This is a genomic window from Arthrobacter sp. TJ-265 (assembly GCF_058269135.1).
On the sequence record NZ_JBZCND010000001.1, the window covers coordinates 704206 to 723103 of the forward strand.

Annotated in this window: 10 protein-coding genes; 8 read left to right on the forward strand and 2 right to left on the reverse strand. The window is 68.7% G+C overall.

The window, feature by feature from the left end; translation table 11 throughout:
* Positions 1-25 precede the first annotated feature (25 nt).
* Together AC4D2E_RS03365 and AC4D2E_RS03370 are read left to right on the forward strand one after the other, a co-directional pair.
* Positions 26-4855: an NAD-glutamate dehydrogenase gene (locus tag AC4D2E_RS03365; protein WP_490951649.1), complete on the forward strand. Its 4830-nt coding sequence runs from the start codon at positions 26-28 to the stop codon at positions 4853-4855.
* Between the two features lie 199 nt (positions 4856-5054).
* Positions 5055-6533: a sensor histidine kinase gene (locus AC4D2E_RS03370; protein WP_490951650.1), complete on the forward strand. Its 1479-nt coding sequence runs from the start codon at positions 5055-5057 to the stop codon at positions 6531-6533.
* Between the two features lie 140 nt (positions 6534-6673).
* On the opposite strand, the gene AC4D2E_RS03375 is transcribed toward AC4D2E_RS03370, so the two are convergent.
* Complete coding sequence (locus AC4D2E_RS03375; protein ID WP_055769355.1) at positions 6674-6922, reverse strand: WhiB family transcriptional regulator; 249 nt, start codon at positions 6920-6922, stop codon at positions 6674-6676.
* 240 nt (positions 6923-7162) lie between these two features.
* On the opposite strand from AC4D2E_RS03375, the gene AC4D2E_RS03380 reads away from it, so the two are divergent.
* Complete coding sequence (locus AC4D2E_RS03380) at positions 7163-7585, forward strand: hypothetical protein (RefSeq protein ID WP_490951651.1); 423 nt, start codon at positions 7163-7165, stop codon at positions 7583-7585.
* A 1-nt stretch (position 7586) separates the two neighbouring features.
* Here the strand turns inward: AC4D2E_RS03380 and AC4D2E_RS03385 are convergent, their stop codons facing one another.
* Positions 7587-11672 carry an FtsK/SpoIIIE domain-containing protein gene (locus AC4D2E_RS03385; RefSeq protein ID WP_490951652.1) on the reverse strand — a complete coding sequence of 1362 codons (4086 nt, stop codon included), beginning with the start codon at positions 11670-11672 and terminating at the stop codon, positions 7587-7589.
* Between the two features lie 209 nt (positions 11673-11881).
* On the opposite strand from AC4D2E_RS03385, the gene AC4D2E_RS03390 reads away from it, so the two are divergent.
* The 5 genes from AC4D2E_RS03390 to AC4D2E_RS03410 all read left to right on the forward strand — a co-directional run bounded on the left by AC4D2E_RS03390 (position 11882) and on the right by AC4D2E_RS03410 (position 18894).
* Positions 11882-13930 carry an acyltransferase family protein gene (locus tag AC4D2E_RS03390; protein ID WP_490951653.1) on the forward strand — a complete coding sequence of 683 codons (2049 nt, stop codon included), beginning with the start codon at positions 11882-11884 and terminating at the stop codon, positions 13928-13930.
* A gap of 114 nt (positions 13931-14044) precedes the next feature.
* On the forward strand, positions 14045-15232 hold the full coding sequence (gene glf / locus AC4D2E_RS03395) for a UDP-galactopyranose mutase (protein WP_490951654.1): 1188 nt from the start codon (positions 14045-14047) through the stop codon (positions 15230-15232).
* Positions 15229-17256 carry a glycosyltransferase gene (locus tag AC4D2E_RS03400; protein ID WP_490951655.1) on the forward strand — a complete coding sequence of 676 codons (2028 nt, stop codon included), beginning with the start codon at positions 15229-15231 and terminating at the stop codon, positions 17254-17256. Before glf ends, AC4D2E_RS03400 begins: the two co-directional genes overlap by 4 nt.
* The gene (locus AC4D2E_RS03405) at positions 17253-18161 is read left to right on the forward strand and encodes an ABC transporter permease (RefSeq protein WP_490951656.1); all 909 of its coding nucleotides are present in this window, start codon (positions 17253-17255) and stop codon (positions 18159-18161) included. Before AC4D2E_RS03400 ends, AC4D2E_RS03405 begins: the two co-directional genes overlap by 4 nt.
* 1 nt (position 18162) lies before the next feature.
* Positions 18163-18894, forward strand: coding sequence for an ABC transporter ATP-binding protein (locus AC4D2E_RS03410; RefSeq protein ID WP_490951657.1), 732 nt, complete (start codon positions 18163-18165; stop codon positions 18892-18894).
* Positions 18895-18898 lie beyond the last annotated feature (4 nt).

Here is an 18898-nt window from a genome sequence, read left to right on the forward strand (position 1 = left end):
TCATTTCGTTACGGAGGCCCTTCCCATGTCGTCTGGATCCAGGACAACGGATCAGTCAAGCTCGGACACGTCACGGGAGGATTTCGTAGAGCACTACTTCGAGCATCTCGCGCGCGAGGACGCCGTCGGGTACCTCCCCACCGATCTCCACCAGCGGGCGTTCGCCCACCGCGACCTCGCCGAATCCCGTGGGCCGGGAACGGCCGCCGTCGGCGTCATGGATCAGGGCACCTCGAGCGTCGTCATGATCGTCACCGACGACATGCCATTCCTCGTCGACTCGGTCACGGCCGAGCTCGTCCGGCAGAACGCTGCCATCCGGCTGGTGGTGCATCCCACCTTCCTCGCGGTGCGCGAGGACGAGACCCACGCCCTCACGGCACTCAAGCGTGTCCCCTCGACGGCCGGGGCATCGAGTGGGGACACCGCGGCCCTGCCGGACATCGGCGAGCTCGTCGGTCTGGACGGACGCACCACGCACATCGAATCGTGGATCTCCGTGGAGGTCGCGCGACTGGCCGACGCCGCGACGAAGGAATCGGTCATCGACGGCCTCCACCGGGTGCTGGGCGATGTGCGTGCAGCGGTGGAGGACTGGCCCGCCATGCGGAGCACGGTGCGCTCCGTCGAGGCATCGCTCGGGTCGGTCGCCGGCGCCGAGCAGCTCCCCGATCTGCGCCAGGCGCAGGAGCTCCTCCAGTGGCTCGACAACGGCAACTTCACGTTCCTCGGCTACAAGGAGTACGACCTCGTGACGGACGAGGACGGTGCCGATGCGCTCCTCGTCCGGGAGGGCAGCGGCCTCGGACTGCTCCGGCACGGCAGCGGCGGCAGGCACCTGCAGCAGCTCACCCAGGCGGGACGCGCGAAGGCTCGCGAACGCCGGGTCCTGGTGATCACGAAGGCGAACTCGCGATCGACCGTGCACCGCGCCGCGTACCTGGACTACATCGGCATCAAGAGCTTCGACGCCCAGGGCAACGTCGACGGCGAGCGCCGCTTCATCGGCCTGTTCGCGACCAGCGCCTACACCGGTTCGGTGCGCAACGTGCCCCTGGTCCGCGACAAGGTCGCCGAGGTGCTGCGCCGCTGCGGCTTCCCCTCGGACTCGCATTCGGGCAAGGACCTCCTGTCCATCCTCGAGACCTACCCGCGTGACGAGCTGTTCCAGATCGACGTCGCGGACCTGGTGTCCACGGCGCTCGGGATCCTGCGCCTGCAGGAGCGACGGCGCACGCGGCTCTTCCTGCGGCCCGATGTGTACGGCCGTTTCATGTCCGCGCTCGTCTACCTCCCCCGCGACCGCTACACGACCAGCGTCCGGCAGCGCATCGAGGGCGAGCTGCGCACCGCGCTCAACGCCGAGTCCATCGACTTCGAGGCACGGATGAGCGAGTCCGCGCTCGCCCGGTTGTTCTTCCGGATCAGGCTGCAGCGGGGAGCCGAGATCCCCGCCATCGACGCCGCCGAGCTCGAGGACCGCCTCGTCCGGGCGGCCCGCTCCTGGCCCGAGGGAGTGGTCGAGGTCGCCCAGCAGCGCTTCGAGCAGGACACCGCGCAGCGCCTCGCGACGCTGTGGGCGGAGTCCTTCCCTCCCAGCTACCGCGTCGACTACGAGGTCGAGGATGCCCTCGAGGACATCGCCCGGTTCGAGCGGCTGGCCGAGGCCGGCGACGGGGCTCCGCAGCTCCACGTGTACGTGCCGCAGCGACAAAACGCCGAGGACGCTCGTCTGAAGCTCTACCTGACCGGGGCGAAGAGTCTCACGCAGATCCTGCCCTACTTCCACAACCTCGGCCTCGAGGTGCTGGACGAGCGGCCCTTCGAGATCACCCGCTCGGACGACCGCTCGTTCTTCCTGTACGACCTCGGGTTGAGGTTCCCGACCGGCATCTCGCCGCTTGCCACCGCGTCACTGCTCCGCGACGCCTTCCGGGCGGCCGTGACGGGCGACAGCGAGTCGGATCAGTTCGACCGGCTCGTACTCCGCGAGGAACTCGGGTGGCGCCAGGTCGTGATCCTCCGCGCCTACGCCAAGTACATGCGCCAGATGGGCAACACCAACTCGTACGGGTTCGTCGCCGACACCCTGCTCCGCAACCCGGCCGTGACCCGGGCCCTCGTGGCGCTGTTCACCGCACGCTTCGATCCGGACCTCCCGGGCGACCGCGATGCGGCGACCGACGCCGCCCGGACCACGCTCGAGGAGGGCCTGGAACAGGTCCCGACCCTCGACGCGGACCGCGTCCTCCGGACCTTCGCGAACCTCATCGAGGCGACGCTGCGGACCAACTACTTCCAGGACAAGCGCCACGTCAGCCTGAAGTTCGACACGTCCCGCATCAACGGTGCCCCGTTCCCGCGGCCCAGGTTCGAGATCTGGGTCTACTCCCCGCAGGTCGAGGGAGTGCACCTGCGCTTCGGCAAGGTGGCCCGCGGCGGCCTGCGCTGGTCGGACCGGCGCGAGGACTTCCGGACCGAGGTGCTCGGCCTCGTCAAGGCCCAGACCGTGAAGAACGCGGTGATCGTGCCGACCGGCGCCAAGGGCGGCTTCTTCGCCAAGCAGCTGCCCGACCCCTCGCTCGACCGTCAGGCCTGGCTCAGCGAGGGCCAGGCCAGCTACCGCACCTTCATCCGCGGCCTGCTCGACATCACCGACAACGTCATCACGAACGGCACCACCGAGACGGTGGCACCGCCGCCCCGCGTGGTCCGGCACGACGACGACGACACCTACCTGGTGGTCGCCGCGGACAAGGGCACGGCGTCCTTCTCGGACATCGCCAACGAGCTGTCCGCCGAGTACGACTTCTGGCTCGGTGACGCCTTCGCCTCCGGCGGGTCGGTGGGCTACGACCACAAGGCGATGGGCATCACCGCGCGCGGCGCCTGGGAGTCCGTGAAACGGCACTTCAGCGAGTTCGACGTCGACACGCAGACCGACGACTTCACCGTCGTCGGCGTGGGCGACATGAGTGGCGACGTCTTCGGGAACGGGATGCTCCTCTCCGAGCACATCCGGCTCCTGGCGGCCTTCGACCACCGCCACATCTTCCTCGACCCGGACCCGGACGCGGCGGCGTCCTTCGCCGAGCGGCGGCGCCTCTTCGAGCTCCCCCGATCGAGCTGGGAGGACTACGACACCACCCTCATCAGCGCCGGCGGCGGCGTGTACCCGCGGCAGGCCAAGTCCGTCCCCGTCTCGCCGCAGGTGAGGGAAGCCCTGGGCCTCGACGCCGGGGTCACGCGGCTGAGTCCACCCGAACTCCTGCGCGCCATCCTCCGGGCCCCCGCGGACCTGCTCTACAACGGCGGGATCGGGACCTACGTGAAGGCCTCCGACGAGACGAACGCCGATGTCGGCGACCGCGCCAACGATGCGATCCGTGTGAACGGCAGTGAACTGCGGGCGCGCGTCGTGGGCGAGGGCGGGAACCTCGGGATGACCCAGCGGGGACGCATCGAGGCCGCGCAGTCCGGGGTCGTCCTCAACACCGATGCCATCGACAACAGCGCCGGCGTGGACTGCTCGGACCACGAGGTCAACATCAAGATCTTCGTCGACCGGATGGTGCGGGCAGGGCGCCTGCAGCCGGAGGAACGCGCGGAATTCCTGCAGTCCATGACGGACGAGGTCGGCCGGCTGGTCCTGCAGGACAACATCGACCAGAACGTGCTGCTGCTCAACGACCGCCAGCGGGTCGTCGAATGGGGCCCGAGCTACGAGCGCATGATGGACTGGCTGGAGAAGACGGTCGATCTCGACCGGGACCTCGAGGCGCTGCCGAGCTCGGCGGAGCTGCGCAAGCGGATCGACGCGGGCCAGGGCCTCACCTCGCCGGAACTCTCGGTCCTCGCGGCCTACGCCAAGATCGAGCTCACCAGGGTGCTCTCGGCCAGCACCCTTGCCGACGACCCGTACTTCAGCGGCACGCTGCGGCGCTACTTCCCCCGCCAGCTCGTGGAGCGGTTCGACGACCTGCTCGACACCCACCCCCTGCGCCGGGAGATCATCTCGACCGTCGTCGCCAACGACATCATCAACATGGGCGGGATCACGTTCGCCTTCCGGGTGATGGAGGAGACCTCCGTCGCCGAGCCGGTGATCGCCCGCGCCTTCGTGGCCCTGCGCGAGATCTACTCGCTGGACGAGACCGTGGACGCGCTCGCGGCGTTGCCGGCGGACTTCCCCACGGACCACTGGTGCACCGTGCACCTCGACCTGCGGAGGCTCCTGGATCGTGCCGTGCGCTGGTTCGTCAACCACGTCGAGCCGGGCATCTCGGTCGATCAGAGCATCGACGCGTTCAAGCCGCTGATCGCCCCGTTCCGTCTGCACCTCTGCGAGTACCTGCGCGGTGGTGACCTGGAGCGGGCCCGCAGCTGGCGGGCGAGGGCGGCGGAGTGGCACCTGCCCGACGAGCTCGGCCGGCACTGGGCCGAGCAGTTCGAGTCCTTCGCCCTGCTCGACGTCGCGCACTCCACGCGCAGGATCGACGAGCCCGTGGAGAACATCGCCCGCGTCTACTACGCGGTCTACGACCGCTTCGAGGTCGACAACCTGCTGGAGCGGATCACGAAACTGCCCCGGACGGACCGGTGGCAGGCTCTCGCACGGGCGGCGTTGCGGGACGACCTCTACTCCACCGCCGCGGACATCACGGTGGCGGTCATGCGCGCGTCCCAGGACATGCAGGACCGCGACGCGGGGGAACGGTTGCAGGCGTGGCAGGACCAGAACGAGGACCAGCTCGAGCGGGCCAGCAACATGTTCGCCGAGGTGAACATGCTCGAACAGGACGACATCTCGTCCCTGTCGGTCGCGCTGCGGCTCCTCCGCTCGATCGTCCGCTGACGGCCGTGGCCGGCGGGCGCGTCCGCTGACGGTCGCGTCCGGTGGGCGCGTCCGGTCGGGAGTGACAGACTGGACCCCGGCATCCTCGCCGGAGGTCCTGCGTCCGTCAGGCCCATCGTGGCGGGTTCCCGGCGCGTACGCAGCCCGTCCGGCGACGCCGTCGGTCCTGCCGCCCCGGCCCGAGCAACAGAGAGACTTCATGGCTATCTTCACTGATCCGATCCGCGAGTTCGCCGGGTTCGAGCCCGGCGACGCCGAGTGGCTGCACCTCCTGGTCGGGGACTGGCAGATGGTCGCCGACCTCGCCTTCGCCGACCTCGCCCTGTGGTTCCCGTTGGAGGGCGGCGGGTACGTCGCACTGGCGCATGCCCGGCCGTCGACGTCGCACACCGTCTTCCACAGCGACTTCGTGGGGGAGCGGATCCGTGCGGATCTCCATCCGCTCGTCGACGTCGCCTGGTCGTCCCAGAAGATCGAACGCTCGGGTGAGACCAACTGGACCACCGAGATGGCGATGCGGGTCGAGGCCGTCCCCATGGTGCGCAACGGCCGCACCCTCGCGGTCGTGACGACCCACATGGACCTGTCCAGTTCGAGGATGCCCTCGCGGCTCGAACTGACCTACCGCCAGTGCGCGTACGACCTCCTGCGCATGGGTACGCTCGGGCTGTGGCCCGACTTCGCCACGCCGACGGGGTCCCGCCGGGGCGCACCCCGGGTGGGGGACGGGCTGATCAGGCTCGACGTCGACGGCATCGTCCAGTACGCGAGCCCCAACGGGGTGTCGGCCTTCCGGCGCCTCGGCGACGTGGAGACCCTCGAGGGCCGCCCGCTCGCCGAGATCACCACGGGCCTGCTGAAGGACCGGCGCATGGTCGACGAGACGCTGCCCCTGGTGGTGACCGGACGGATGCCGTGGCGTACGGAGATCGAATCCCGCGGCGTCAGCCTGTCCCTGCGGGCCATTCCGCTACGGGACGAGAAGGAACGCTTCGGGGCCCTCGTCCTGTGCAGGGACGTCTCGGAGCTCCGGCGCCGCGAGATGGAACTCGTGTCGAAGGACGCGACCATCCGCGAGATCCACCACCGCGTGAAGAACAACCTGCAGACCGTGGCCGCGCTGCTGCGGATGCAGTCCCGCAGGATGGTCAGCGAGGAGGGGAAGCTCGGCCTCGAGCAGGCCATGCGCCGCGTGTCCACGATCGCGCTGGTGCACGAGACGCTGTCCCAGGGCCTCGCCCAGAGCGTCGACTTCGACGAACTCATCTCCCGCCAGTTCCGACTGTCCGCCGAGGTGGCATCACCGTCCCAGGCGGTCCGGACCGAACGGAGCGGGGATTTCGGGGAGCTCCCGAGCGACCTCGCGACCCCGCTGGCCCTGGTGATCAACGAGCTCGTCACCAATGCCGTCGAACACGGCCTCTCCGGCCGGGCCGGGACGGTGTGGCTCAGGGCGAACCGGAGGACGGAGGAGGACGGCGCGGAGATCCTCCGGGTCACCATCGAGGACGACGGCGTCGGCCTGCCGGTCGGCGGGCACGCGGAAGGCCTGGGCCTGCAGATCGTCAGGACCCTGGTCACCAGCGAACTCGACGGGACGATCACGTGGAGCACGCGTCCGGGCGGCGGTACGTCGGTCGCCCTGGAGCTGGGACTGCGCCTCAACCAGGGATCCTAGGCGGACCGGTTCACGACGGGTCCCGCACAGCGGGACCCGGACGACGAAGGGCCGCCCACTGGGCGGCCCTTCGTCGATCGACGGCACATGCGCAGGGCAGGGTACCGTCGGCGCCGGACCGAGGAATCGGTCCGGAGCCCTTATGAAGCGCGGCGGGCCCTTGCAGCCCTGCGCTTGAGCGCCCGGCGCTCGTCCTCACTCAGCCCGCCCCACACTCCGGCATCCTGCCCGGATTCGATGGCCCACTGCAGGCAGGTGTCCTGCACCTGGCAGCGGCGGCAGACGCTTTTCGCTTCCTCGATCTGGAGGAGCGCCGGTCCGGTGTTGCCGACCGGGAAGAACAGTTCCGGGTCCTTGTCCAGACAGGCCGCGCGACTACGCCAATCCATGGTGATCACATTCTCCTTCAGCCTCACACATCGTGCGTTTGTGAAAACATTCACGAGGGGGCTCATAGTAAAGGGGCCGATTTCGGCCCCCGGGATTCAACTGGGTTAACGCTGTCACGTAACCAACAGGTAAACAAGGGCTTGACGGGTCTAATTGGACGGACGGATGAGTGGTTTGTCACAGCGATGCCTGCTAGGGGCGTCTCCGGCGGTCGTCGGTGGGTCGGGTAGGGTTCGAGAGTGTCCACCGATCCAGCCCCGCAGCGGGCTCCCCGACCGCCCGGCGTCGTCCTGATCGCCGCCGTCCTGGTGCTCGAGGCGATCGCGCTCCTGGCCCTGTCGGTCGGTTTCTTCCTGTCGATCTTCGGGATGGACCCGATCTCCGTCGGGGGATCGGTCTTCATGACCGTGCTGCTCCTGCTGATCGCCGCGGGCCTGGTGGCCATGGCCGGGAAACTGGCGGCCGGTTTCCGCTGGCCACGGTCGCCCTCCCTCGTGCTCCAACTGTTCCTGGTGATCCTGGCCTTCCCGTTCTTCACGGCCGGGAATCCGCTCATCGCTCTCCTCCTCATCGCGCCGGCCGCGGCGGTGATCCTCTCCCTCTTCTCGAAGCCCGTCGTCGATTTCACGACCCGGGTGACGGGGCCGGGAAGAACGCTGTAGGTCACGCCGGGGGACGGTGGGGTTCCGCTCCCGGGAGGTCCTCCTGGTCCTCGTCGAGCGGTCCCTGCGCCACCTGGACCTCGACGGTGCCCGACGGGTCGCAGGCGAATCCGCGGCCCGGGGGCGGGGATCCCTCCGGTTCGAGGCGGACCCCGAGGAAGTCGCCGTCGCCCGGTGACCGCGGGGACAGCACGAGTCCCCGCCCGAGTCCGCGCACGTGGACGGCCAGAGGGGCCCGCACCACCAGGGACGGACCCGGCACGACGGTGAGGACCGCGGCAGCGCCCTGTGCGATGAGCCCTGCGAGCGACTGATGGACGTCGGCGGGAAGCTGGTCGGCATCGTCGACGAGCAGGAGGCAGTCCTTCGCCGACGGTCCGGCGCCGCGTTCGGCGAGGTCCCGCCAGTAGCCCGGCGACTCCGCGCTCGCCCCGCCGTTCGGTGGCGCGAAGACGGCAGGACGCGGCCGGAGCCGGGACGCTGAATCCCTGAGCACCCGGATCGCGGTGGTGCGTCCCGTCTTCGGGTGGCCCAGCACGAGGAAGACCTCGCCGGGCCGGAGGCTGATCGCGTAGGGATGGAGGTCGTCCCCGCACAGACCCACGGGAAGATCGATCGACCCCCGCCGCGGTCCCACCCCGGATCGCCGGTGAAGCCGGGCCACCTCGACGGTGGACGGTAGCGCATGGACGGGGAACGGCGCCTCGGCAGGGGGAGGCGGGAGCTGGTCGGGCCGGGTGCCGTCCTGCACGAGCTGGCAAGTGCCGTCACCCCAGGTGCCGGTGATACGGCCCTGCGCGAACCCCCGGCCCGCAACGGCATCCACGGGTGGCATCTTCGGCCAGGCCATGGTCGTCTCCGGCTGGGCGCCCAGCGGGACGTAGACGCGATTCGGGAGGAGGGCGAAGAACCGTGCCGTCGTCAGGTCCCGGTCCCCGCCGATGCAGACCGTGACGCCGCGCGCGGAACCATCCCGGACGAGCGAGTGCAGGTCCTCCTCCGCCCGAGCGACGCGGCCCTGGCGGAACTGGCTGCTCCACCGCCCCCAGCCGGTGACCACGAGGACGATCCCCGGACCGTCCTCCGGCCCACGGCCCGAGAGACCCGCGAGCCTCTCGAGGACGCGGCCGGCACGCCTGGTCTCGTCCGAGCGGACGTAGGCGCCCACCTGCGGGTTCGCCGAGCAGCCGACCAGGCTGCCGTCACCGTCGAGGAGATACAGGTGGACATCGGGATCGACGACCGGCAGGCGCCCGGCGACCGCCGCGAGGGCCTGTGTCGTGCCGCTGCCCGGGAGTCCGATGAAGGCGAGGTGGGAGTGGTGCTGCGGCCGCCAGAGCAGGAGCCGCTGGTCCTGGCGGTCCGGGAAGTCGGCGACGCCGAGGGCAACCCCGGCGCCGCCCGGACCGGAGGCAGCGGTGTCGCCCTCCGCCGTGGCGGGCGGGAAGGCGTCGCACGCCGTCGAGGTGAGCGCGGCGGGCAGGGGCGGCAGGACGGGCCGGCGGGGCGGGGGAGCGGCGTCCCCGGCGGCAGCGGACCGCAGGGCATCGACCGCCCGATCGAGCACGCGGGAGGAGGGCTGCTGCCGGGCCTCCTCCTCGGCGTCAGGTGCTGCCACCCGGGCGGGACCCGCTGACGGGCCGCCGATGTGGCCGGCGACGTCCTGCAGGCCCGCGGTGCGGTCCACCGCGGGCACCACCGAGGACGACGCGACCTGGAAGGCGATGGGGGCCTCCGACCCTCGGCGCAGGAAGGCCCGCCCGGGGGTGTCGACGGGTAGGTCGGCGGCGGCCGACGTCCCGAGGAGGTCCTGCGACTCCATCGGGGTCTGGACCCTGAGGAGCACGGACGAGGTGATGTTCGCCCTCAGGTCCGGGGTCACGGCACCCTGGGCTCTCTGCGTGGCCAGGACCAGGTGCACGCCGAGTGACCGGCCGAGCGAGGCGATCCTCATGAGATCGGGGATCGCGGTCGGGACGTCGTCGCTCAGCATCCTGAACTCGTCGATCACGATCACCAGGCGCGGAGGGCAGGAGGCTGGTGCGACGCGGCGAAGTGCATCCAGGTCCTGGGCGTCGTGCACGGAGCACAGGCGTTCCCGCCGGAGCAGTTCCGCTCGCAGCGATGTCAGGGCCCGCCCCGTGGATTCGGACGACAGGTCGGTCAGACTGCCCACACAGTGCGGCAGGGACGCCAGCGGTCCGAGGCCGGAACCGCCCTTGTAGTCGACCAGGAGCAGCGTGAGGTGCCGGGGCGGCTGATCGAGGGCGAGTGCGAGCACGAGGGTCCTCAGGAATTCCGACTTCCCGGAACCGGTGGTGCCGGCGACCAGCAGGTGCGGACCGTCCTTCACGAGATCGATCGACAGCGGACCGCTCCCGGACCTGCCCACCCGGGCCGTGGCGTGCTCGCCGTCGGACGCCGACCATCGGTCGGCGACCGCCGGTGCGAGCGTGTCCGGCCTCAGGTCCTCCGACCAGAGGGAGTCGGCCACCGGCAGGGCCGTATCGGCCCGCGTCCTCCGACCGGCGGCGGGCGGTGCCGGATCCAGCGCCGCCGCGCGGGCCAGTGCCCGGGCGGTCCGCTCGAACGTCCGCGCCGAGACCCCGTCAGGACGCACCTCGTGGTCGCGGCTGCCCAGACGGACCCACGCGGTCCCCGCCGTCAGCGTCATTCCCTGCCCCCCGTGCCCCCCGTCGCGTCCGGGGAGGGGTCGGTCCGATCGTGATCCGGCCGTGAAGCGGATGACGATGACCCTCGCGGCGCCGGCGAGCGCGGGCAGGTCCTCGGAGAGCTGGAACACCAGCAGCAGCAAGGCCTGTGCCGCGAGCGAGGCAAGGACGCCCCGGTCATGCGTGAGGTGCACGTTCGGCAGGAAGCGGGCGTGGTGCGGGAGGTCGCGGGCCGACCCCCAGCACACGACGGCCGGGGCCGCCGACCGGGGGTGGGCGGTCTGGAGCAGGAGGGCCCGCAGGACGCCCTGCACCCTCCCGGCGTCACCGGTGATCGTGAAGGGACCGGCGCAGGGGGTACCACCGGCGTCCGCGGCCCTCGAGCACGGGAGGAGGAGCGGGACGGCCTCCAGCATCGGGGGCGTGAAGGGCGGATCCGGACGCCGGGCGGTCAGGTTCGCCGGCTGGTCCGCCCTGCCGAGCCGCAGCAGGACGAGATCCGGTTCCGGCCTCGCGGCGCCGCTCGCCCCCGACGGCGGACGGCGGGACGCACGGACGGCGTCGAGCCCCGTCTGACCGGGATCGGGTGTCGCGCTTTCGCGCCTCGCGCGGTCCCGTCCGGCGGCGTCGCGTACCTCGTCGTCGAAGACGGCCGCCTTCCGGCGATACGTCATCAACGGCACGAGCCCCGTCACGGCGGAGAGTGCACTGAAGGCGAGGAAGAACCACATGCCGGTGGCCAGCGCGAGGACGACCCCGAGGGCGAGTGGCAGGACCGCTGTCAGGATCAGGATGCGCGACGGCCTGCCCGGCAGCTCCGCGATGACGGGCAGGGGCTCGAGGACGTCCCGGGGGTCTCCCGCCGTCCATCCCGGATCATCGATCAGCTCGATCCTGCACCGGCTCCCTCCGACCTGCAGGTCCGCCGCGCTGGTGATGTCCGCCGTCGTGATCCTGGCCTCGTCGACGAAGGTCCCGTTCGCCGACCCGAGGTCCTCGAGGATGATGGCGTCCTCCGTCACCGTGAGCACGGCATGATGCCGGGAGAGGGCCGGATCGGCGATGGCGATCTCGGCGGCCGCGCGTCCGATGACGTACCTGCCACGTGTCAGGGGGATGACCTGGCCGGCGTCCGGGCCGGTGTGGACGACGAACGCGAGGTGGGGGAGCGATGCCGGGGCGGGGGGACCCGGCGGTGCGCCGCACACGATGACGGCACCCTGCGGAAAGTCGCCGGAGTGGGGGCGGAGGGCGGCCAGCGGTCGTCCGTCCACTGTGAAGGGCCCCGGGTACCCGGACGACCCGAGCCGCTCCGCCAGGGCGGCGCCGGTGCGGAGGGCATCGGTGTCGACGACCATCTCCCGGACCGCGAACGCTGTCCCGGGAGCGCCCACGAGCGTGACGTGCAGATCCATCGGGAACCTCCTGGGACGGGAACTCCTCCCGAGGTTAGGGCCCTGATCGGGCGGGCCCCGATCAGGGCCCTCCCACTGTGGACAACCGCTCCCGGCGCAGGCCGGGGTACTCGCGCTCCGCGACTCCGAGCCCCACCCAGCGCGGCCTGCCGGGACGACACGGGTTGCCCCGGTACAATCGTTCATCGTGTCTACCGAGAAGAACCTCCATGGCTGTCGCTGAGGCGAGTCCGACCGCTGCTCCCCGGAGTGGGGCCGGCTCCGACCGCGGCTTCCGTCCGGAGGTGCAGGGCCTGCGGGCGCTCGCCGTGCTGATGGTGGTGACCTACCACATCTGGTTCGGCCGGGTCTCGGGCGGCGTCGACATCTTCCTGCTGATCTCCGCCTTCCTCCTGTCCCTGTCCTTCCTGCGGAGGGTCGAGTCGGGGAAGCCCCTCGACCTGGCGCGGCACTGGCTGCACCAGTTCAAGCGGCTGCTGCCGGCGGTCGTCGTCGTCATCGTCGGGGTCCTCGGAGCGAGCTACGTCCTCGTTCCGCAGTCACGGTGGCCCGACATCATCCAGCAGTCCTGGGCATCCCTCTTCTACGTTCAGAACTGGGTCCTGGCCTCGAACGCGGTCGACTACTACGCGGACGACCACAGCCTCGCCAGCCCCCTCCAGCACTTCTGGTCCCTCTCGGTCCAGGGCCAGGTGTTCATCCTGTGGCCCCTGCTGTTCCTCGCCAGTGCGCTGCTGGCCCGCCGGTTCCGGCTCAGGGTGCGCGGCGTCGTCCTGCTCGTGTTCGGGGTCCTGTTCGTCGCCTCGCTCGGGTTCTCGATCTGGGAGACGTACACGAATCAGGCCTACGCCTACTTCGACACCCGTGCCCGCCTCTGGGAGTTCGCCCTCGGGACCCTCCTGGCCCTGGCCCTTCCCTTCATCCGACTGCCGCGCGCCCTGCGCATCCTCGCGGGCTGGGTGGGCGTCGTCGCGATGCTCAGCGGCGGCTTCATCCTCGACGTCCAGGGCCAGTTCCCCGGGTATGTCGCCCTGTGGCCGCTGCTGGCCGCGGCGCTGGTGATCGTCGCAGGCCAGACCGGCAGTGCGATCGGAGCCGACCGCTTCCTCTCGGCCAGGCCCCTGGTCCGGGTAGGAGACCTCTCCTACGCCCTGTACCTCTGGCACTGGCCCGTCCTGGTGCTCGCCCTGATCTGGCAGGACCGGCCCTCACCGGGGATCCTGGGCGGTTTCATCATCATCGCCGTGTCGCTCGTGCTCGCCTACCTGACGATGCGCTTCGTCGAGCGTCCGCTCCGGGCGCTCGCCTGGGCGGACAAGCGACGTCGTCGCGCCGTCGTCGTTTTGGCGCTGTGCGTCGCGCTGGTCGCGGCACCCCTGACCGTGTGGCAACAGGGCCTGCGCCTGCAGGTCGAGCGGATTGCGGCACAGGCCGACACGAACAATCCGGGGGCTCTAGTCCTGGACCCTGCCTTTGCGAAGGCAGTCCCGCAGGACGTTCCACTCATCCCCGCAACGACCGAATTGAGGCAGGAGTTCCTGCAATTGGACGATCCCTGTGCGGGCGATGACGAACCGGAGGAAAAGCTTCTCCAAAGCGCCTGTGTCGTCATCGAGCCGAAGGGTACGCCGACCCGAGAGATCATCGTCGTCGGCGATTCACACTCGCAGCAGTGGTCTGTCCCGCTCGCCGAAATGGCGAAGGAACGTGACTGGAAACTGACCTTTCTTCTTTTAGGAGGGTGCAAGTATGGGACAGGGCCAGAGGGCCGGTCGCCCGAGTGCGAACAGTGGAACGATGCTGCTACCGGCTATGTGGTGGAGCAGGACCCGGATGCGGTGTATACGGTCGGTACGATCGCTCGCAGCGACGACCCGCAGGACGTCCTGCCCGGGGGATTCGCCGAGGCAGCGGCGATGCTAGTTGGTAGAGGCATCGAAGTCGTAGCGGTTCGGGACAACCCGCGCTACCAGACGAATAGGGTGCGGTGCGTCGAGACGTTAGGTGCCGACAGTCCGGAATGTAACCCGGTACGGTCGTTGACCATCAGCGATACTCCGCCGGTCGATGAGCTACTGCGTCAGGCGCCGGGGCTGAAGTTCCTCGACTTCACTGACTACCTCTGTCGTGCTGACACCTGTCCCGCCGTCATTGGAAACGTTCTGGTGTACATCGACGACAACCACGTCACTGCCACATACCTCCGGTCCATGCTGCCCGTGTTTCGGCAAAGGTTTGACGAAACTGTCCAGCTGTGACCCGGTTGAGGGTCGGCTCATCGGTCGGCAACACGTCCTTCACGAAGGCACGCGCCTGAGTTCGGGTAGCCTTGAGCGGGCATGTTTGTTGTCGGAATCAACTCAGGAGCACTTGTGAACGTTGACCTCGTTGTCGTCGGGTCGGGCTTTTTCGGCCTGACCATTGCGGAAAGAGCGGCCACCCAGCTGGGCCTCAAGGTGGCTGTGCTCGACCGTCGTCACCACATCGGGGGCAATGCGTACAGCGAGAACGAGGCCCGCACCGGGATCGAGGTCCACCGGTACGGAGCACACCTCTTCCACACGTCGAACGAGCGCGTGTGGGACTACGTCCACAACTTCACGGAGTTCACCAACTACGTGCACAAGGTGTACACCCGCCACAAGGGCGAGGTGTATCCCATGCCGATCAACCTCGGCACCATCAACCAGTTCTTCCGCTCGGCCCTCGGCCCCGCGGAGGCGCGGGCGCTGATCCAGGAGCAGGCGGGGGAGCTCGCGGGGACGGACCCCCAGAACCTCAACGACAAGGGCATCCAGCTGATCGGGCGCCCGCTGTACGAGGCCTTCATCAAGCACTACACGGGCAAGCAGTGGCAGACCGACCCCAAGGACCTGCCGGCGGAGATCATCTCGCGGCTCCCCGTCCGGTACACCTACGACAACCGGTACTTCAACGACAAGTACGAGGGACTCCCGGTCAACGGCTACACGGCCTGGATCGAGCGGATGGCGGACCACCCGAACATCGACGTCCACCTCGACACCGACTTCTTCGACGAAGGGCACGAGTACTCACGCTCGTCGACGCTCGGCCAGGTCCCGGTCATCTACACCGGCCCCGTGGACCGGTACTTCGACTTCGCGGAGGGGGATCTCTCCTGGCGGACCATCGATCTGGAGGAGGAAGTGCTCCCGGTCGAGGACTTCCAGGGATGCTCGGTGATGAACTACCCCGACGAGAACTCCCCGTTCACCCGCATCCACGAGTTCCGCCACTTCCACCCGGAACGCGACTACACCAAGGACGCGACGGTCATCATGCGGGAGTACTCGCGCTTCGCGGAGAAGGGTGACGAACCGTACTACCCGATCAACACCTCCGACGACCGCGCGAAGATGCTCGCCTACCGTGACCTGGCGAAGGGCGAGAAGTCCGTGCTGTTCGGCGGACGCCTCGGCACCTACAAGTACCTCGACATGCACATGGCCATCGGCTCGGCGCTGAGCATGTTCGACAATAAGATCACCCCCCATTTCACATCCGGGGCAAAGCTTGAAAGCGGAGGCGTGGACGCATGAGCATGGTTTCCAACATCATCAGCGAGGCGACGGACGAGGGCACGGGTGTGCGGTGGAAGACCATCCACCGTGTCGTCTTCCCCACCGACGGAGACACCGACACGCTCCCGCTGTACGTGGACTTCAACGCCGCGCAGCGTGTCGTCGACGACCAGCACCGCACCGAGAGGTCGGGGGCGGGAACGACGGCGGTCGTCGGGCAGCACAGGGCCCAGCGCTCCGATTCCGTCGTCGACCGACGCAGCCTGCGGCTCCCCGCCTACCGCCGCGTGTCCCTCGGCACGTACTTCAACGCCTTCCCGGCGAGCTACTGGCGCGCCCACACGGACGTCTCGCAGGTACGGCTCACCGTGGAGGTCGACGCCGAGGCGACGGTCGTCATCTACCGGTCCACCGCCCGAGGTACGGCCAACCGGGTCCAGAGCGTGAACGTCGACGCCGGGACGCCGGCGGAGGTGGACCTCCCCATCGCCGCCTTCGGAGACGGGGGCTGGTACTGGTTCGACCTCGTCGCACTGGACACCGACGTGACGCTCGAGCGTGCCGAATGGGCCGTGCCCGAACCCGAAGGGTTCGAGGAGGGGACCGTGTCCGTTGCGGTTACGACCTTCAATCGACCTGACTACTGCGTGCGGCACCTGTCCACCTTCGCCGAGTCGGAGGAGCTCCTGCGTGTCCTCGATCGACTGATCATCACCGACCAGGGGACCCAGAAGGTCAGGGACCAGGACGGCTACGACGAGGCGGCCGCCCGTCTCGGGGACAAGTTCGCGCTCGTCGAGCAGGGGAACCTGGGAGGGTCGGGCGGCTTCGCCCGTGGCATGCACGAAACGGTCAACGACGGCCGCAGCAAGTACGTCATCCTGCTCGACGACGACGTGCTGGTCGAGACGGAGGGCATCCTCCGCGCCGCGAACTTCGCCGACTTCACCCGCAAGCCGACCATCGTCGGCGGCCACATGTTCAACCTCTACGAGCGTGCCGTCCTCCACAGCTTCGGCGAGGAGATCAACGAGTACCGCTACTTCTGGGGCCCCGTGTCGACCACGCGGGAAGCCCACGACTTCTCCTCCAGCAACCTGCGGACCACCCCGTGGATGCATCGCCGAGTCGACGTCGATTTCAACGGCTGGTGGATGTGCCTCATCCCGACGAGTGTCATCCGCGAGATCGGCCTCGCCCTCCCCGTCTTCATCAAGTGGGACGACGCCGAGTACGGCATCCGTGCCAGGGCGCACGGCTACCGGACCGTCTCCCTCCCCGGAGCGGCCGTCTGGCACATGCCCTGGACGGAGAAGGACGACACGATCGACTGGCAGGCCTACTACCACCAGCGGAACCGATGGCTGGCGGCCATGCTCTACTCTCCCTACAAGCGCGGCGGCCGCATGCCGAAGGAGAGCTTCATGGTGGACGTCCGCCATCTGCTGTCCATGCAGTACTCGGCGGTCGAGCTCCGCCTGAACGCGCTCGAGGACCTCCTGGACGGGCCGGACCATCTTCATGCCACGATCGGCGCGAAGCTTCCGGAGATCCGCAAGCGCCGCGCGGAGTTCGACGATTCGCGCGTCACCAAGAACATCGCCGAGTTCCCGGACGTGAAGAGGGTCAAGCCCCCCAAGCGGGGAATCAAGCCCGCGCCGCCGAGGACGCTGAAGAACGCCCTCATGAAGGCGGGGTCCGGAGCGCTCCGTCAGTTGCGTGCGGCCCGCCCGGAAGCCAGCCTCCGCCCGGAGGCGAATGTCCCGGCCATGGACGCGCGGTGGTGGCGTCTGTCGCAGCTGGACTCCGCACTCGTGTCCTCCGCAGATGGATCGGGCGCGTCCTGGTACAAGCGGAACCCAGAACAGTTCCAGTCGATGCTGAAGCGCAGTATCGTGCTGCACCAGCGACTGCTCGCGCGGTGGGACGACCTCGCCGAGGACTACCAGCGCGCCCTCCCCGACTTCACGTCGCAGTCCGCCTGGGCCGAGACGTTCGAGAACGCCCACCCGGCTGAAGGCACGGGGAAGTCGGCGACGTGAGCAGTCTCGTCGACCGGCAGGCGTCCGGAGAAGGGTCCGACGCCGGCCTGGTGGTGCCGGGTCACGGCCGCGGTCTTCGCGACGTCGTCCGGTCGCGCTACCTGTTGAAGCTGCTGGTCCAGAAAGAGCTCCGCGTGCGCTATCGGGGCTCCGTCCTGGGGCTGCTGTGGTCCTACGTCAAGCCCGGCGTGCAGTTCGTCGTGTTCTACGTGGCGCTCGGGGTGTTCCTGGGTCTCGAACAGAGCGAGCGGAATCCCGCCGGCTTGCCCAATTACGCGATCTACCTGTTCTCGGGCATCGTCCTGATCAACTATTTCAACGAGGCTCTCGGTAACGCATCGCGGGCCATCGTCTCGAACGGGGGGTTGATCAAGAAGATCTACCTTCCACGGGAACTGTTCCCGATCGCCTCGACCTGGGTGTCCGCCGTCCACTTCGTGCCGCAGATCGCCATTCTGCTTGCCGCCTGCCTCTTCGCGGGCTGGCGTCCCACGGTGCTCCAGCTGGCCGCGGCCTGCGCAGGGTTCCTCATCATCACCATGTTCGCCGTGGGGCTGGGTCTGCTCTTCGGCGCCGTGAACGTCTACTTCAGGGACGCCGAGAATCTCGTGGACATGCTCCTCATGGTCGCCACGTGGGCTTCCCCGGTGCTCTATCCGTGGACACTCGTCCGGGAGAAGATGGGGGACCTCTTCTTCCTGATCTATCAACTGAACCCGATCACCGTGGCCGTGGAGACGTTCCACTTCGCCTTCTGGCTGCCCACGACCGAGCGGGCAGAGGCCGTCCCACCGAATCTGCTGTCCCTCTGGATCCCGATCGCGCTCGTCTCGTCCGCCCTGACGCTCGTCATCGGCCAGTTGGTCTTCCGGCGGCTCGAGGGCCGCTTCGCCCAGGAGCTGTGACATGAGTACCGCCATCGAGATCACCAACGTCAACAAGCAGTTCGTGCTGCGCCATACGCGGTCGATGAAAGAGGCGTTCGTGTGGCTGGTCAAGGGTCGTAAGGGCGACCTGTCGGAACGATTCCATGCCCTCACCGACGTGTCCCTGACCATCGAGCAGGGGGAGACGGTGGCCCTCCTCGGCTTCAACGGGTCCGGCAAGTCGACCTTGCTCAAGCACATCTCCGGGGTGATGCGGCCGGATACGGGCCGCGTCCGCACGCGGGGCAGGGTGGCGGGTCTCATCGAGGTGGGCGCGGGTTTCCACCCCGATCTCAGCGGCAAGGACAACGTCTACCTCAACGGGGCCATCCTCGGGATGGACAAGGACGAGATCGACGCGAAGTTCGACTCGATCGTCGCCTTCTCGGAGATCGGCCAGTTCATCGACACCGAGGTCAAGTTCTACTCCTCGGGCATGTATCTCCGGCTGGCGTTCGCGGTGGCCGTGCACACAAACCCCGAAGTGTTCCTCATCGACGAGATCCTGGCCGTGGGTGACGAACCGTTCCAGAAGAAGTGCCTGGCGAAGATCAGGGAACTGGCGGCCGAGGGGAAGACGCTCGTCGTCGTCAGCCACGATCTGGACATGGTCGCGAAGATCTGCGAACGAGGGGTGCTGCTCGACCACGGGAAGATCATGATGGACGGGCCCGTGAAGGATGTTGTCAAGCGCCTGAGGCAGGACGGCTAGCAGT

Bases quoted from the DNA above. Each gene is read 5' to 3' on its own strand.
- AC4D2E_RS03375 (WP_055769355.1), bottom strand. From the start codon at position 6,922: ATGGATTGGCGTAGTCGCGCGGCCTGTCTGGACAAGGACCCGGAACTG.
- AC4D2E_RS03410 (WP_490951657.1), top strand. From the start codon at position 18,163: ATGAGTACCGCCATCGAGATCACCAACGTCAACAAGCAGTTCGTGCTG.
- AC4D2E_RS03385 (WP_490951652.1), bottom strand. From the start codon at position 11,672: ATGGATCTGCACGTCACGCTCGTGGGCGCTCCCGGGACAGCGTTCGCG.
- AC4D2E_RS03370 (WP_490951650.1), top strand. From the start codon at position 5,055: ATGGCTATCTTCACTGATCCGATCCGCGAGTTCGCCGGGTTCGAGCCC.
- AC4D2E_RS03365 (WP_490951649.1), top strand. From the start codon at position 26: ATGTCGTCTGGATCCAGGACAACGGATCAGTCAAGCTCGGACACGTCA.
- AC4D2E_RS03400 (WP_490951655.1), top strand. From the start codon at position 15,229: ATGAGCATGGTTTCCAACATCATCAGCGAGGCGACGGACGAGGGCACG.
- AC4D2E_RS03390 (WP_490951653.1), top strand. From the start codon at position 11,882: ATGGCTGTCGCTGAGGCGAGTCCGACCGCTGCTCCCCGGAGTGGGGCC.